Raw genomic sequence first — 14,045 nt, 5'->3', positions numbered from 1 at the left:
TCTCCCAGCCGCTCGGCTCGACGATCCAGCCAAGACCCTGCCGTTGCAGGAACGCACCAGATTGGAGGAGGACCTATGGCAAACGACCTGAAATCCCGTATCGAGAACGCGGTGATCGAGAACCCAGAGACCGGTATTCACCGCTGTCGTCGCGACATCTTCACCGATGAAGAGATGTTCGAACTCGAGATGAAGCATATCTTCGAGGGCAACTGGGTCTATCTTGCCCACGAGAGCCAGATCCCGCAGAACAACGACTACTTTACCACCTGGATCGGGCGTGTGCCGATCATCATCACCCGCGACAAGGAAGGTGAGTTGCACGCCGTGGTCAACGCCTGCGCGCATCGCGGCGCCACGCTCTGCCGTCGCAAGCATGGCAACAAGTCGAGTTTCACCTGCCAGTTTCATGGGTGGACCTTCAACAACGCGGGCAAGCTGCTGAAGGTGAAAGACGGCAAGACCGGCGCCTATCCCGAAGCCTTCAACCGGGATGGGTCGCATAACCTCAAGAAGGTTGCGAAATTCGCCAGCTACAAGGGCTTCCTCTTCGGGTCTCTAAACCCCGACGTGGCGGACTTGGAAGAGCATCTTGGCGAAACCCGTGTCATCATCGATCAGATCGTCGATCAGGCACCTGAGGGGCTCGAGGTTCTGCGCGGAAATTCCAGCTACACGTTCGACGGGAACTGGAAGCTGCAGATGGAGAACGGCGCAGACGGCTATCACGTCAGCTCGGTTCACTGGAACTATTCCGCCACGATGGGGCACCGCAAGGAAGAGGGCACCAAGGCCGTCGATGCCAATGGTTGGTCGAAATCCACGGGTGGTGTCTACGGCTTCGAGCAGGGGCATATCCTTTTGTGGACCCGGACACTAAACCCGGAGGTGCGCCCGATCTGGAATCACAAGGACGCGCTGGCCGCACGCCTGGGCGAGGAGAAGACGAGCTTCATCGTCAACCAGACGCGAAATCTCGGCCTCTATCCCAATGTCTACCTTATGGATCAGTTCTCGACCCAGATCCGGGTGGTGCGTCCGATTTCCGTCGATAAGACCGAGATCACGATCTACTGCTTCGCCCCCGTCGGCGAGCCGCCGGAAGAGCGCGCGCTGCGGCTGCGGCAATACGAGGACTTCTTCAACGTCTCAGGCATGGGCACCCCCGACGATCTGGAAGAGTTCCGCGCGTGCCAAGAGGCCTACGCCGCCGCGGATGGCGTCTGGAACGACTTGAGCCGCGGGGCCACCCGCTGGGAGAATGGTCCGGATGAAAACGCCAAGGCGATGGGAATGAACCCGATCCTCAGCGCAGAGCGTGCCGAAGATGAGGGGCTTTTCGTTCGTCAGCACGAATTCTGGGCCGAGACCCTTCTGAAGGCGCTTGAGGCAGAAAAGGCAGAGAGCCGCGTGGAGGAACTGGCATGAACGCGCCTTTGACAAATGATCTGACCGCACTCACGCAGTTTCTCTATCGCGAAGCGCGCTTGCTCGATGATCGGGAATGGGATCGCTGGCTCGAATGTTACGCGCCCGAGGCGAGCTTCTGGATGCCGTCCTGGGACGATGACGATCAGCTGATCGAGGATCCGCAAAGCCAAGTCTCCCTGATCTATTACCCCGATCGGGCCGGGCTCGAAGACCGGGTTTTTCGGATCAAGACCGAACGCTCCGGCGCGACGATGCCCGAGCCCCGCACCAATCATATGATCAGCAATGTCGAAATCCTCGAGCGGCGCGAAACGGAGATCGATCTGCGGTTCAACTGGCACACGCTGAGCCACCGCTACAAGACGACGACGAGCTTTTTCGGAACGTCTTTCTATACGGTGGATCTGTCGGGCGACACGCCGCTGATTGCCGCCAAGAAAGTGATCCTGAAGGACGATTACATCCATCAGGTCATCGACGTCTATCATGTGTGATCGGAGGCAATCATGAGCTATCGCGTAGCGCTCAATTTCGAAGATGGCGTGACCCGTGTCATCGAGGTCAAGCCGATGGAAACGGTGATGGACGCAGCCTATCGCCAGAAGGTGAATCTGCCGGTCGACTGTTCGGACGGGGTTTGCGGCACCTGCAAGTGCCGTTGCGAGCAGGGGGTTTTCGATCTCGGGGATGATTTCCTCGAGGAAGCCTTGTCGGAAGACGAGGCGCAGGAGGGGTATGTTCTCTCCTGCCAGATGGTGCCCTCGGGGGATTGCATCGTCTCGGTCCCGGTGCCCTCGTCGAGCTGCAAGCTGACCCCTGCGGAGTTCGCGGTCGAGGTGAGCACGCTCGACCGTGTATCGCCGACGACGATCCGGCTGGGGTTGACGCTGCCTGACCCAGGGACACTCGACTTCCTGCCGGGGCAATACGTGAATATCGCTCTCCCGGATGGGCAAACCCGCTCCTATTCCTTCAGCTCGGCACCCGGTGCGTCCGAGGCGTCGTTCCTCATTCGCAACGTGCCCGGCGGGGCGATGAGCACGCATCTGACAGAGACAGTGACACTCGGAGAGAAGATGTCGTTCACAGGCCCTTATGGGAGCTTCTTCCTGCGGCAGGTTCAGCGCCCGGTGCTGATGCTGGCCGGTGGGACCGGCCTTGCGCCACTTTTGTCGATGCTCGAAGTTGTGGCCGAGACCGGGGAAACCTCGCAACCGGTTCACCTCGTCTACGGTGTGACGACGGATGACGATCTGGTGGAGGTTGCGCGGCTCGAGGCGCTGTCTCAGCGTTTGCCGAACCTGACATTCGCCTGCTGTGTGGCCGATGAGGCCAGTGTCCATCCGCAGAAAGGTTATGTCACCCATCACCTAAGCGATGCGGATCTGCGTGGCGGCGATCTGGACGTCTATCTTTGCGGGCCACCTGCGATGGTGGAGGCGGTGCGCAACTTCCTCGCGGAGAAGAACATCGTGCCTGCGAGCTTCCATTACGAGAAGTTCACGCCCGCAGATATCAGCACCTCGGAGGCCGCATGAGCGCAACGGATCATTTCCCGGAACGCTTTGCGGGGCAGGTCATGGTCGTGACCGGGGCGGCGCAAGGCATCGGTCTTGGCGTGGCCGCCCGAGCCTGTGCGGAAGGGGCTGATGTGTTTCTTGCGGACCGGGCGGAGTTCGTCTCCGAGGTCGCAGCTGAAATCAACGCTGCGAGTCCGGGCCGGGCAAAAGCGGTGGTGGCCGATCTTGAAACCTATGAGGGCGCCGAGGCGGTCATGGAGGGAGCGATAGATGCGTTCGGCGGGATCGACATCCTCGTGACGGGTGTCGGGGGCGCAATCCGGATGCGGCCTTACGCAGAGTTCGAGCCTGCGCAGATCAAGGCCGAGATTCAACGTTCCTTGATGCCAACGCTTTGGTCCTGCCATGCGGTCCTGCCGCATCTGCGCGCGCGGGGTGGGGGCGTCATCGTGAATGTCTCCAGCAACGCCACGCGCGGCATCCATCGCGTGCCTTATTCGGCGGCCAAGGGAGGGGTGAATGCGCTGACGGCCAGCCTCGCGATGGAAGTCGCAGGCGAAAATATCCGGGTCGTGGCCTCCGCTCCGGGTGGCACGGAAGCGCCGCCTCGCCGTATCCCGCGTAATGCCAAAGGCGACACCGAGGCTGAGCAAGGCTGGATGGCGGAGGCGGTCGAACAGGTCAAGAATTCGACCATGATGGGACGCTACGGTTCACTCGATGAGCAAGTCGCGCCTATTCTCTTCCTTGCGTCACGAGAGGCGTCCTACATCACCGGCAGCACTCTGGTGGTTGCAGGTGGCGATACCGGGTGATTCATCGTTTCTCTCGAGGCTGCGGGCTGCTGCTCGCGGCCTTCCTGCGGCGATACGACGACAATGCGGTCCGACCACATTGTTCTTTGAGTAACCAAGCAGCCGTTCATCTTGCCGGCGGCTAGACTGCGCCAAATCCGGGGGGCTCGTTTTGCTGTATTTCATAAATCCCGGTTTCAAAGCATATCAATGGCTTACGGCGGGGTAAGGGTGCTTGATAGACGGTATGCCACGGCGCGAATCGCGCACCCCCGTGAAGTTGAACGAGCACCTGCGGGCTCGGTGCTTAAAGTGCTCGATTATATGCATTCCGGGTGTGACGTGTTGTTAAACGAGCCCCGAGGCGTATGCCTCGCTCCTCCGAAGACCGACATGTCTTCTCACTCTTCGCGCTCGGGGCGTCCTTCGCGTTTGCTCTAGCGAGGGGCTCGCATTTTCGCCTTGCCCCGACAGTCCGGAAAACGCACGCAGCCAAGGAAGACACCGTAGCGGCCCCTGCGTTTGGTGAGCCAGCCTTCACTGCAATTGGGGCAGGCTGGTTGCCCCGCGCCGCATGCTGGACAGGTCATTTCTCCGGTCTTCGTATCGCGAAGCGGCAATCCAGCGCCGCATTGCGGGCAGGCGGGCATGCGATTGCCGCACAGCTTTACGTGTTCGCAGCGATACCAGCCCGAACCGCCTTTTCCGGGCATGTAAATCAATCGCCCGCCGCATTGGCTACAGATATGCTGTTGCTCCGAGGCCCCGTGAGGGCGCTTGATTTCGTAGCGCGGGTCGTCGATCAATTCGCGGACGAAGATCGATGGCTGCGCTTCCGAGGCGAGAATGGTCACCGTGTTGCGTGCGCGTGTCATCGCGACATACATCACGCGGCGTTCCTCGGCGTTTTCGAATGGCTCCGCCTCTGGGGAGACTAGTGTCAGGAGTGGATCGTCAACGATCTGCGAGGGGAACCCCATACGGCTATTGTCAGCCCCGAGGATGATCACATGATCCGCTTCGAGACCTTTGGACGCGTGGATTGTCTTGAAGCTGAGCGAAAGCGAAGGGTGTTTCTTTTGTAAACGCCCGAGGTCGGGCTTGATGAAGCGATACCTTCCCAGCAGCAAGACCGAAGCGCTTCGATCGCTTGGTGAGTGGAATGTCGACAGTGATGTGAGCGCGCGATCGAGTGCCTCATCCGCGGTCTCGCGGTGGGTCAAGGAAATGCGAATGGCTGGTTGGTTTGCTTCCCCCGCAGGGACCACCTTTTTTGAGATCTGAGCCGGATTGCGCAGAACGAATAGCCTGGCCGCCAGTGCGATTTTGTCGACCGATCGGAAGGTGCGCCCGAGATCGACTGTCCGATGAATGCCCGTCTCACCGGCGAATGTCCCTCCGAATTCGTCTCCGAAGTTGCGCATGATGTGGATTTCGGATCCGGCGAAGCGATAAATTGACTGCCAGTCATCGCCGACTGCAAAAATTCTGGCATCGGCATGCTGCGCTTTAAGGGCCTGAATGAGGCGGGCGCGACCGGTCGAGATGTCCTGAAACTCGTCCACGAGAATATGGCGGAATGGACTCTGGTATCGTCCGGATTCGACATGTGCGGTCGCACGGAGGACCATGTCCTCGAAGTCGATGCGTTCGCCCAGTCGCGCCTGATATTCTCGATAAACGGCACCGAAGATCTTCAAAAAGGCTTCCGCTCTCTTACCCATTTTCAGGGTCGTGGCTTTTTCGGCGCAAGTTTTGAGCTCGTAGCCGCCGTTCTTGAAGTGGCGTAAAAAGGTTCCGATCAGAGACGTTAAACCATCGACGACGCCGATCTGCGTCACCCGGTCGTAAATTTCCTTTGGCGGGATTGGGCTCGGAGCGACATGCGGTTCGAGTTTCCTTGCGAGTTCCTCAAGAAGCCGACTTTCCTGACGTTCCCAGCTATAGGTCTCGATCAAGACAGTCTCATGCGCCGCGTGGACCTCCCGTTTCCACAGCATGCCTTCGAGATACGCGTTGCGATCAACGAAAGGAGCGGTCGTAAGTAGCTCTTTACCGTTCGGGTCGCGAGATTTTCGCACGCCGAAATGTTCGATATAGACGCCGCTTTCGGTCAAGCGAAAATCGGGGGTGTAGATACGCCGCCCGGTTTCGGGAAGTTTATGCTCGTAGGTCGGTTCGTATTCGTAAGCGATGCCATTGCGATAGAGCCAGTTCGCAATCAGGAGTTCTTCGAAGCTTTTGACGGTGTCGCCCTTCAAAGATCTGAGGTTGCGACTCTCGACCTCCGAATACCACTCGTGCGCCCGCGAGTAATCCCATTGGTTGGGGAAATCATCGTAATACCCTGCAAACCATCCAATCACGGTTTCGGCCAGCTCAGTATCGCCGCGCACGATGTCTCGGAGGATGTCCTTGATTAGAGACAGGAAGGCTTTGTCATCCGTCGCTGTTGGCGCGAGCGCCGGCTTTTTACCTTCGACCGCACCGATAATTTCATATGAGAGCGCATGGAAGGTGCGTGCTGCAACAGGCTCTCCGCAGCGGCTCTCGATCCTTTCCGACATCTCCGAAGCAGCGTCTCGCGCGAAGGCCAAAAGCAGCACTTCGTCCGGCGTTCTGATGCCAGCCTTGAGAAGATAGGCAGCCTTTGCCGTGATGACGCTCGTCTTGCCGGATCCGGCACCGGCCAGAACCAGCGTCGCATCTTCATCGACGATCACCGCCAAGCGCTGCTCTGGTGTGAGCGGCTTCGACTCGACCGTGTCGAGGAAACTCTTCCAGCGCTCGAGTTGGGTGTCGACAAAACGCTCGATTGCCGCGGCGCGCGCGGCGGCGGGATCGCTGGCGAAGGCAACTATTGGGGCGAAGCGTGCAATCTTTTCTTTACCAATGGCTGTGGCCTTAAGTTTCGACAAAACGCGCTCGTTTAGCTCCAATGCGTCGCGCGCGAGTGTTGCCACAGAAAATGCGGCCGGGTATGCCTCAGGCGTCCGAAGGGGCCGCAAGGCTGCGAGGAGGCGCTCGATCGTCTCCTCTTGTCTTCCCAGTTCTTCGTGATTGAACGCCGCCCAAGCTGTTTCGAGAGCCTCAGCGAAAGCTTTGGCTTCTGCTTGGTTAACAGCCGGCAGGGCTACTCTCTCTCCGGTTTGCAGATCAAGGATAAGCCGCGAGAAAAACACTCCTCGTTTAAGCGTGGGTTTGTCGGCGACCTCTTCGAAGCCGATCCAGGTCCGCATGCCCGAGGCAACAGAAATGCCACCCTCCGCCAGGGTCAATGAGCGCGGATGCTTTCCACGAGGGTTTGAGAGAAATCCGAAGATTGAATGAGAAACGAGATCCATACGCGAGAACGACAAATACCTTTTCAACAAAACCTGAACGCGGAATGACCGATGTGGTCGCGTAACCTGCTATGGCACGGAGGCATGTCCCTTGGGGCGCCGCCTTCAAAGTCCAAGATTGCACATTCTCATCCCATCGGCGAGATGCGTTTTCATCGGCTTCTTGGATCGCCTAAAGGGGTGAGGTTGATTCTTGTGGTGAGGGAACCTAGCACGTGATGAAGCCGTCGTTTGGTGCGTGGTCTATCATCTACGAAAAATTCCAGATGCCATCAATGGCAATTCCTCGAGGGTGGTTTGAGTATTTCGTGGTCGCCTTGCCTATATGGAATTGGACAAGGCGATGCTATTTCTGAGCGGCTCAGGGCCAGACTCTGTTGGATCGAGTCGAACGCTGAGGCGCCTAAAAACGATCCCTGCGCCAAATCTGCGACAGTTACCGATCAGATGAAGAAAGTAAATATTTGCGATATTCGGAAAGTTCATCGGGTGGTTCTACATATGTAATCGCTAAGGTTTGAACTATTCTTGGTGCCCAAATAATCCTTTTTCGACTTAGGACATCCAAAATCGTAAGCTCTTTGATCGGCCATAAACGGTAGGCGTATTCAAATGGGCTTATTTTATGAGGCGGTGGGTTCGGAGGCATGAAGTTGGAAAGGGCGGTTTGGGCCATGGTGATCGGAAGTTTGTAGCGTGAGTTTTCCGGATCTTTCCAGGCGATAGGAGGTAAGGGCTTGCGGTGTTTCTGGTTTGTGAGCTTGATTGGTAGGTTGTTGTAGGTGCGCATTGTGCTTAATGCACGTATGCATAGCGCTTCTAATATTGTGAAAAATTGATAATATTGCTCACCGTCTTGTATGGAGACTTCATCTTCGTGTATAAAAAATACCCACTCACCAAAGCCTTGCTTGGAAATGCTTTGAGATACTCTTTGCCTTAAATTCTTTCCCATTCCGCAATAAACTGAGTTTCTTCCAATTATAATATAAACTCCAGGTTTGGCGGGAATGAGTTCTATGTCTTTTGCGCGAACTTTGTAGATGCTGCCAGTAGATTTGAAGATGTAATCGCTTTCTGCCAGTAAGCCATCAAACGGTTTTGCCTCAATGTGATTTCCCCAAAAATCATATGCGCACGTTGTTTTCATTTCGGATATCCTTTCGAAACATTCTTCAGCTGCGTGCGCCCAACCTGAAATTCCGCAGCATGGTGGGTATGGCCGAAAAGCCATTTCTCGGGCTGGTATTCCTCGATGAGCGCAGTCAGGTCTGAAGCGTAGCACCAAGGCAGCGGCGCGCCCGGAGGGAGTGCAGCCGGGTGCGGGGCATGATGCGTGACGACGACGGTTTCGCCATCGAAGGGCGTCGCCAATTGCCCTCGCAGCCAATCGAGATGTTCATGGTGCTTCGCGATGGTGTCGGCTGGCCGCGCCTTGCGGTAGCCGCTTCCTGCGACGCGAATATAGCGATAGTCATTCATCACCCAGTCGTTGCGGGACGACTTTTCCGCAACGCTTCCCGGTCCGAGCGCGAAGTCAGTCCAGAGCGTGGCGCAGAGAAATCGCGTGCGCTCATGTATGAGCACTCGTTTCTGCGCGAGATGAGCGCCGGCTTCACGCGCGAGATCCGCGAGGCGGTCGTCGCCATCGAGCCGAAAGTCGTAGTAGTCATGATTGCCCGGGATGACATGAATCCGATCGAGATCGACGTGCTGGCCGATCAGTTGAAGCGCGGGGCGCCAACGGATCTTGGGCTTGTTGGCGAGGTCGCCAGCTATGATGAGAAGCTCAGCGTTCTCGAGCTCAAGGTCATCGAATGGGTTGCGGTGTTTCTGCATCCAGAGATCGAGATGCAGGTCCGCCAAGATAAGCACCTTGGACATGATCAGGATCTCCGATCGGCGCGCAGGAGCTTTGCGCTCGCAGAAAGGCGTCCATCTTTTTGCAGGGTTTTCAGGAAACTTGGATCGTATAAGCCCAAGCGATAGAAGCGGTTACAACTTCGAGCCCAGCCCGCCTTCGGCTGGAGATTCATGAGAGGCGAAGTTCGAACCCGCGCACCCTCACGCAGATGCGGGTGGCCGGAGACTCGCCCGACGAGTAGTGGCACGGCGTCTTCGAAGATCGCGCACCACGAGTCTAGGAGAGGCGCGGTTGATAGCTCCCCGCTCGCTAGGTTATCCCCGATTGCGGGTGCCAGGTTACTGAGCGCGATCATCCATTTCATAAAGAGTGTGGCGTCGAAGGTTCCGTCCGCGCTCGATCCGCCTTGTCCGCCAAGGGCGCGATCGGCGAGATAGGTCTGCAGGAGTGGAACAAGCGCCGGATGTTCTCGAATGCGCTGCTGGGTGCTGCCGAGATCGAGCGTCCCGAGCGAGTTGACATCAGAGATGGACTTGAGTATTGGAATAAAAGGTCTAATCGGTCTCGTGTCGTCTTCCATTATTGTTTCTCCATTGCCTCCATTTAGCCTGCCAGCTAAACATCGGACATGCGTTTGCTGTGCTCGGACAGGCATATGTACGAGTTGGTTTCCATGACGAAGGGCGCAGGCCGACAGCATGTCGACCTAGATGCCCGGTGGGTGCGTTGTAGAGTGAGTGTCGCTGCGGAGCGCCTCAAAGATGGGGCGGTTCACTCCGGCAGATTGGGCTAGGTGTGTGCCATCTATGTATCCTCGCTTTGCCCTCGCGGGGCTTGTTTCACCAGAACACAGTACTAAATCCTTGGTTCGCCGTCGAGGGCTAGCTTGTTGGTATTATTGACGTTTTTCGCATGGGGTGTTCGGTCTGGTAAGTTGCTGGCTGAGTGGGGCAAAGTGCTTCCTTAGGTGCCGAAATGCTTCTTTTTTCGCATCGCCGCCTATTAAGGGAACTGGTTTAATACTTAAACCTTAACCGGCAGCTTCACGAATCAGCCCTGTCGCCTAAAGCGCACATTCCCGCGCCCTACGCTCTCAATGATCAGCGTGTCGGCGTATTTCTTAGGTATTAGCTTAGCTAGGCGCGGGCGCGCTACCGCCCACTACGAGAGGCGCGCGTCGAATTTGAGGGGCAGGCCGTCCTTCGACTGATGTCGGTCTACGCGTCGTCTTTGCGATCGTTTTTCGCACCGGGCCTCAAGCCAGCCAATCACCTCGTAGCCCAAAACCTTAAGTAGATCCCGTCCGATTGGCTGGCTGCTGAAAAGCCGGGCTCAGCTTGCAATGCTATCCATTGATCTCCCTAGACTGCCCGGCTCTCGTCCGGCATTACGCCTAGCAACTTCCAGAGACGCTCGGCGCGGAGCCTGAACCGTGACAAGGGGGATGATAGGAAGCTGTGGCGGCGGCGCGGGCGAGAAAGATAGCTCGCGCAAGGGGGCAAGCCGCGCCCGTTCGCCGTCCGTTTTTCGCATGAGCTAGTGGGCCGGCTTTTCGCGGGGCGCGGCCGAATCTCGCTTCACCTTTCATCGCAAGAGGGCGATCGCTTGCGGCTGTCGAAGGCTCGCATTGTTTCAGAGGACGCCGGTCCCATTCTGTCGAGAGCATCGCCAAGTTGCCATCGCAAATCTTTTTCGCACGCGTTCGCGGATGTCCCCGATTTTCTGCATGCTTGGCGCTGCCGCAGGGTAATCAGACGATGCTTGTTTTGAATTTTTGGATTTTTGTGCATTTTCGCTTCATGTTTCTTGGCTAGAAGGCTTTGGGGGATTTTTGCCTTTCGCCTTTCGCCTTTCGCCTTTCGCCTTTCGCTTTTCGCTTTTCGCTTTTCGCATGACGGCTGAGCTGTTCGCTGCGTTCGGGATTCTTGCTGCATCGACAGGTGAGATAGTCAAACCTACCAAGGCTCTGGCGTATCGTCTTGATCGTCTGACGGGGAGGTCGCGTCACTTGGCTGTCCACGCAGGATCGCCCTTGCGCGGGCCAGAGGATCTTCGATCCGGCGCGCCTCGACGGCCGCGATCTCGTGTTCCAGTCTCTCGAAGATCGGTGCGTAGACTAGTTTTTCGAGCATCAGCTCGGCGACGCGCTGTCGGGCTTTCACGAGCCGTTCGAGAAGCTCTTCGTCGGATTTGGTGAACCCAGTTGCGCGATGAGATTTTCGCCTATTTGGCGCAAAAGGACGCTGGGCCATGGCATGCATCTCCTGAGACCGCGCGAGCGAGGCTCGGCGGGGACGGGTAAGGCGATCCGGGGCGGATCTTGACGATGCGTTCAGTCTAAGTGCCGAGGCTGAAAAAACGGGTTTTCGATTTTTTGCGAGGCAGAGGAAATTTCGCCGACCCGTGTCCCGCTGCGTTTCGGGCGGGTTGCGCTTGGTCAGGTTTTTTTTCTATCTGTGTGCTTTGGATAGAAAGATTTTCGCACATGTCATTTTCCGAGCTCCTGAGGGCCGAACGCGTGGGGCGCGGGCTCACACAAGCTGACCTTGCCTCCCGCGCCAATATCAGCATCCCGACGGTGCGCGCTCTCGAGAGCGGGGCGGGCACGATCCTTTCGCTCGAGGCCATCTTGCCGATCCTTGGCTTGCGCTGGCGTGTCACTGAGCCCGGGGAACATATGGGGCGTGTGCTCATGGAGCGGCGGCGTGCGCGCGGTTTTTCGCAGCAGGCTCTCGCCCGCAAGATCGGTTGCAGCCGCGTGACAATAATTGCCTTGGAGGCAGAGTTCTCGGGACGGGTTGCGACGCTTGCCGCAGCGTTGCGGCTGCTCCGCATCCACCATCCACTGGAACGGAGCGATCTCGCGAAAGGACGAGGGCTGGTGCCGCGTAAGAATGAGGCGGAACAGGACCGTGTCATGACGCCGCCTGATCTGGCCAAGGCAATCATCGATCATTTTTCGCATGCGATGGAGGGTCGCGTTCTCGATCCGTCGCGCGGAGAAGGGGCATTCTACAATCACTATCCGGATCACCTGGAGCGGCATTGGTGCGAGATCAGTGAGGGGCGCGACTTTCTCTCTTGGTCTGATCGCGTAGAGTGGGTTGTCACAAATCCGCCCTGGTCAGAGCTGCGCACGTTCACGCGACATGCTATGCGCGTCTCCGAAAATATTGTCTGGCTCGCGCCGTTGACCAATCTGACGACGAAGGCGCGGTTGCGGGATCTCCAGGAGGCCGGATTCGGAATTGCGGAATTGCTCTTCGTCGACACACCGAAGAGCTGGCCACAGAGCGGTTTTCAGATCGTCGCGGCCCATTTGAAGAAAGGGTATACCGGGCATTGGAAGGTCGCCCAGCTTCGAGGGGGAGGGGGCGCACAAGCCTCTTAGTGTGCCCTGCACTTTGTCTTGTGTTGATCCTCGTTCGAGCGCTTTCAGATCTCGTCCAGCTCGTCCAGCTCGTCCAGCTCGTCCAGCTCGTCCAGAGATCCCATATCTTGAGCCGTGCCCCCATGGGTCTCGCGCCATGGACGAATGTCATAGACGTCGCGTCCCTCCTGAAGTTCGATCGATATGCCGCGTTCCAGAAGCCAGGCTGTCGCAAATTTCATCAGCCGGGATCTGCGTTCGTGGTCGTCCTCGACGCCATAGAGATGGAGATGCGCCAATCCGGGCTCGCCATAATGGGCGCGGGCCGAGACGAAGAGGTTGAGGTCTGGATTGCCTGCTCGCAGCAGTGCCTCCAGCTCGCCGAGGACCCTTGGGCGTTGAGTTCTCGCTCGAGCAAGTTTCTGATCGATAGACATAGCAGCCTCAAAGGCTGAGGAACTTGACGGATTTTGGCTCGCGGCTCTTCACGAAGCCGACCCGGTCGGCTCGGACTTTCTTGAATACTAAATTCTGATGCTGCAACTCGCTGGGGCTGACCTCGCCTCTCGCCAGACGTTCTTCATCCTTCGCGCGGCTTCGCGCCTTTTCCTCTTGCCGCTTCCTGAAAAGATCTTCCATGCGGTGCCCTCCGTAAAACTTAATTATAGCCTGAAAGCCCGTGCTTTGTCTCGTTTGATCGGAGGCGCTGGCTGCGAGTATTTGAGATGTGCGACGGCGCGCTCCTCGTAAGCGGCTATCGCGGTTGTCGCAGACGTGCCGACACGGGCAGGTGATCTGCCCTCAGCGCTGCGGCGAAAACTGCGACAAGCATCGGCATCCCTACGCTTCTTCTCAGAGGCGCTTCTGGTGAAGCAATGATCTCGGGCCAGTTTGACTTATTTAGCCCTATCCGGTCTAATTTCGACGGAGGGAGCGCGGTATGGACTGGAATGTGACAGCCGGTATGATCCTCATGGGCGTGTTCGCTGTGGCGGCCTTCTGGATTGTGATGCGTGAGCGCCGGTATATTACCGATGTGGCGAGCCTGAGTGCTGAAGATATTCGGTGGTTCAATTCACTCCCTCTTTCCGGCGACGCCTATTTTGGCGAAAGGACGACGGATGACGGCGAGGGGGATGATCCTTCGAATGGATCGACCTGAAAGCGATGCTGATTACATCGGAAGCTTAGCATCTTGATCTCGCAGAAAGCATCTTCTCGCAGATATCCAAGCCGCCGCGCAGATGCGGGCCGATTTCTAGCTCGGGAGCTCGGTGCCGACCGTTGGATATAGCAGCCTCAAAGGCTGAGGAACTTGATGGATTTCGGCTCGCGGTTCTTCACGAAGCCGACCCGGTCGGCTCGGACTTTCTTGAACACGAAATTCTGACGTTGCAGCTCGACAGGATCGACTTCGCCCCTCGCCAGGCGCTCTTCATCTTTCGCGCGGCTTCGCGCCTTTTCTTCTTGTCGTTTTTTGTAAAGGTCTTCCATGCAGTGCCCTCCGTGGTTGCCGATAATAGCCTGAAAGCGTGGGCTTTGTCTCGTTTGATTGGGGGCATCGGCTTCGCGATTTTTGAGCTGTGCGACTGCGTGCGCCCGGTGAGCGACTACCACGGCTGCTCCGAGGCCTCGACGCGCGTCAGTATTCCGCAAAGAAGGCGGGACCAACCCGAGCAATTCCGAGTTTGATCTTTTTGATGTTTCGTCGCTACAGTTCTG

14 protein-coding genes are annotated in these 14,045 nt (G+C 57.5%); 6 read left to right on the top strand and 8 right to left on the bottom strand.

Annotated elements, in window-relative coordinates; translation table 11 throughout:
• The first annotated feature begins 75 nt into the window (after positions 1-75).
• From BMI85_RS05015 to benD, 4 genes are read left to right on the top strand one after another with little or no spacing between them, the layout of a single operon-like run.
• On the top strand, positions 76-1,428 hold the full coding sequence (locus BMI85_RS05015; RefSeq protein WP_078599791.1) for a Rieske 2Fe-2S domain-containing protein: 1,353 nt from the start codon (positions 76-78) through the stop codon (positions 1,426-1,428).
• Positions 1,425-1,925, top strand: coding sequence for a benzoate 1,2-dioxygenase small subunit (gene benB / locus BMI85_RS05010; protein ID WP_078540055.1), 501 nt, complete (start codon positions 1,425-1,427; stop codon positions 1,923-1,925). Before BMI85_RS05015 ends, benB begins: the two co-directional genes overlap by 4 nt.
• Before the next feature lie 12 nt (positions 1,926-1,937).
• Entirely contained in the window at positions 1,938-2,969 is a 1,032-nt protein-coding gene (gene benC / locus BMI85_RS05005) for a benzoate 1,2-dioxygenase electron transfer component BenC (RefSeq protein ID WP_078599789.1), read from the top strand.
• Entirely contained in the window at positions 2,966-3,766 is an 801-nt protein-coding gene (benD, locus tag BMI85_RS05000; protein ID WP_078599787.1) for a benzoate diol dehydrogenase BenD, read from the top strand. The genes benC and benD overlap by 4 nt, the downstream gene beginning before the upstream one ends.
• 416 nt (positions 3,767-4,182) lie before the next feature.
• Here the strand turns inward: benD and BMI85_RS04995 are convergent, their stop codons facing one another.
• The 5 genes from BMI85_RS04995 to BMI85_RS04980 all read right to left on the bottom strand — a co-directional run bounded on the left by BMI85_RS04995 (position 4,183) and on the right by BMI85_RS04980 (position 11,205).
• Positions 4,183-7,089 (bottom strand): UvrD-helicase domain-containing protein, encoded by a 2,907-nt coding sequence (locus tag BMI85_RS04995; protein WP_078599785.1) that lies wholly within the window; start codon positions 7,087-7,089, stop codon positions 4,183-4,185.
• A gap of 436 nt (positions 7,090-7,525) precedes the next feature.
• Complete coding sequence (locus BMI85_RS21055) at positions 7,526-8,239, bottom strand: hypothetical protein (protein WP_143594980.1); 714 nt, start codon at positions 8,237-8,239, stop codon at positions 7,526-7,528.
• Entirely contained in the window at positions 8,236-8,973 is a 738-nt protein-coding gene (locus tag BMI85_RS04990; RefSeq protein WP_078599783.1) for a metallophosphoesterase, read from the bottom strand. Before BMI85_RS04990 ends, BMI85_RS21055 begins: the two co-directional genes overlap by 4 nt.
• Positions 8,974-8,975: 2 nt before the next feature.
• The gene (locus BMI85_RS04985) at positions 8,976-9,533 is read right to left on the bottom strand and encodes a DUF6634 family protein (RefSeq protein ID WP_078599781.1); all 558 of its coding nucleotides are present in this window, start codon (positions 9,531-9,533) and stop codon (positions 8,976-8,978) included.
• Positions 9,534-10,908: 1,375 nt separating this feature from the next.
• On the bottom strand, positions 10,909-11,205 hold the full coding sequence (locus BMI85_RS04980) for a hypothetical protein (protein WP_078599779.1): 297 nt from the start codon (positions 11,203-11,205) through the stop codon (positions 10,909-10,911).
• Between the two features lie 233 nt (positions 11,206-11,438).
• Between BMI85_RS04980 and BMI85_RS21530 the strand changes: the two genes are divergently transcribed.
• Positions 11,439-12,344, top strand: coding sequence for a helix-turn-helix transcriptional regulator (locus tag BMI85_RS21530; RefSeq protein WP_078599777.1), 906 nt, complete (start codon positions 11,439-11,441; stop codon positions 12,342-12,344).
• 44 nt (positions 12,345-12,388) lie between these two features.
• Here BMI85_RS21530 and BMI85_RS21035 read toward each other — a convergent pair whose 3' ends face one another.
• Positions 12,389-12,760: a hypothetical protein gene (locus BMI85_RS21035; protein WP_143594979.1), complete on the bottom strand. Its 372-nt coding sequence runs from the start codon at positions 12,758-12,760 to the stop codon at positions 12,389-12,391.
• A 7-nt stretch (positions 12,761-12,767) separates the two neighbouring features.
• The gene (locus tag BMI85_RS04965) at positions 12,768-12,962 is read right to left on the bottom strand and encodes a hypothetical protein (RefSeq protein ID WP_075777083.1); all 195 of its coding nucleotides are present in this window, start codon (positions 12,960-12,962) and stop codon (positions 12,768-12,770) included.
• 301 nt (positions 12,963-13,263) lie between these two features.
• Here BMI85_RS04965 and BMI85_RS04960 point away from each other — a divergent pair, with 301 nt between their 5' ends.
• Entirely contained in the window at positions 13,264-13,485 is a 222-nt protein-coding gene (locus BMI85_RS04960; protein WP_078599773.1) for a hypothetical protein, read from the top strand.
• A gap of 137 nt (positions 13,486-13,622) precedes the next feature.
• Here the strand turns inward: BMI85_RS04960 and BMI85_RS04955 are convergent, their stop codons facing one another.
• The gene (locus tag BMI85_RS04955; RefSeq protein WP_078599771.1) at positions 13,623-13,817 is read right to left on the bottom strand and encodes a hypothetical protein; all 195 of its coding nucleotides are present in this window, start codon (positions 13,815-13,817) and stop codon (positions 13,623-13,625) included.
• Positions 13,818-14,045 lie beyond the last annotated feature (228 nt).

Source organism: Thioclava sp. DLFJ4-1, assembly GCF_002020145.1.
Lineage (GTDB): Bacteria > Pseudomonadota > Alphaproteobacteria > Rhodobacterales > Rhodobacteraceae > Thioclava > Thioclava sediminum.
Note: the sequence above shows the minus strand (reverse complement) of the source record. Positions and strands in the feature narration are given on the sequence as shown.

Excerpts from the sequence above, each read along its gene's own strand:
- BMI85_RS21055 (WP_143594980.1), bottom strand. The coding sequence starts at position 8,239 with ATGAAAACAACGTGCGCATATGATTTTTGGGGAAATCACATTGAGGCA.
- BMI85_RS05015 (WP_078599791.1), top strand. The coding sequence starts at position 76 with ATGGCAAACGACCTGAAATCCCGTATCGAGAACGCGGTGATCGAGAAC.
- BMI85_RS21035 (WP_143594979.1), bottom strand. The coding sequence starts at position 12,760 with ATGTCTATCGATCAGAAACTTGCTCGAGCGAGAACTCAACGCCCAAGG.
- benD (WP_078599787.1), top strand. The coding sequence starts at position 2,966 with ATGAGCGCAACGGATCATTTCCCGGAACGCTTTGCGGGGCAGGTCATG.
- benB (WP_078540055.1), top strand. The coding sequence starts at position 1,425 with ATGAACGCGCCTTTGACAAATGATCTGACCGCACTCACGCAGTTTCTC.
- BMI85_RS04960 (WP_078599773.1), top strand. The coding sequence starts at position 13,264 with ATGGACTGGAATGTGACAGCCGGTATGATCCTCATGGGCGTGTTCGCT.
- BMI85_RS04985 (WP_078599781.1), bottom strand. The coding sequence starts at position 9,533 with ATGGAAGACGACACGAGACCGATTAGACCTTTTATTCCAATACTCAAG.
- BMI85_RS04955 (WP_078599771.1), bottom strand. The coding sequence starts at position 13,817 with ATGGAAGACCTTTACAAAAAACGACAAGAAGAAAAGGCGCGAAGCCGC.
- BMI85_RS04980 (WP_078599779.1), bottom strand. The coding sequence starts at position 11,205 with ATGGCCCAGCGTCCTTTTGCGCCAAATAGGCGAAAATCTCATCGCGCA.
- BMI85_RS04990 (WP_078599783.1), bottom strand. The coding sequence starts at position 8,973 with ATGTCCAAGGTGCTTATCTTGGCGGACCTGCATCTCGATCTCTGGATG.
- benC (WP_078599789.1), top strand. The coding sequence starts at position 1,938 with ATGAGCTATCGCGTAGCGCTCAATTTCGAAGATGGCGTGACCCGTGTC.
- BMI85_RS04995 (WP_078599785.1), bottom strand. The coding sequence starts at position 7,089 with ATGGATCTCGTTTCTCATTCAATCTTCGGATTTCTCTCAAACCCTCGT.
- BMI85_RS04965 (WP_075777083.1), bottom strand. The coding sequence starts at position 12,962 with ATGGAAGATCTTTTCAGGAAGCGGCAAGAGGAAAAGGCGCGAAGCCGC.
- BMI85_RS21530 (WP_078599777.1), top strand. The coding sequence starts at position 11,439 with ATGTCATTTTCCGAGCTCCTGAGGGCCGAACGCGTGGGGCGCGGGCTC.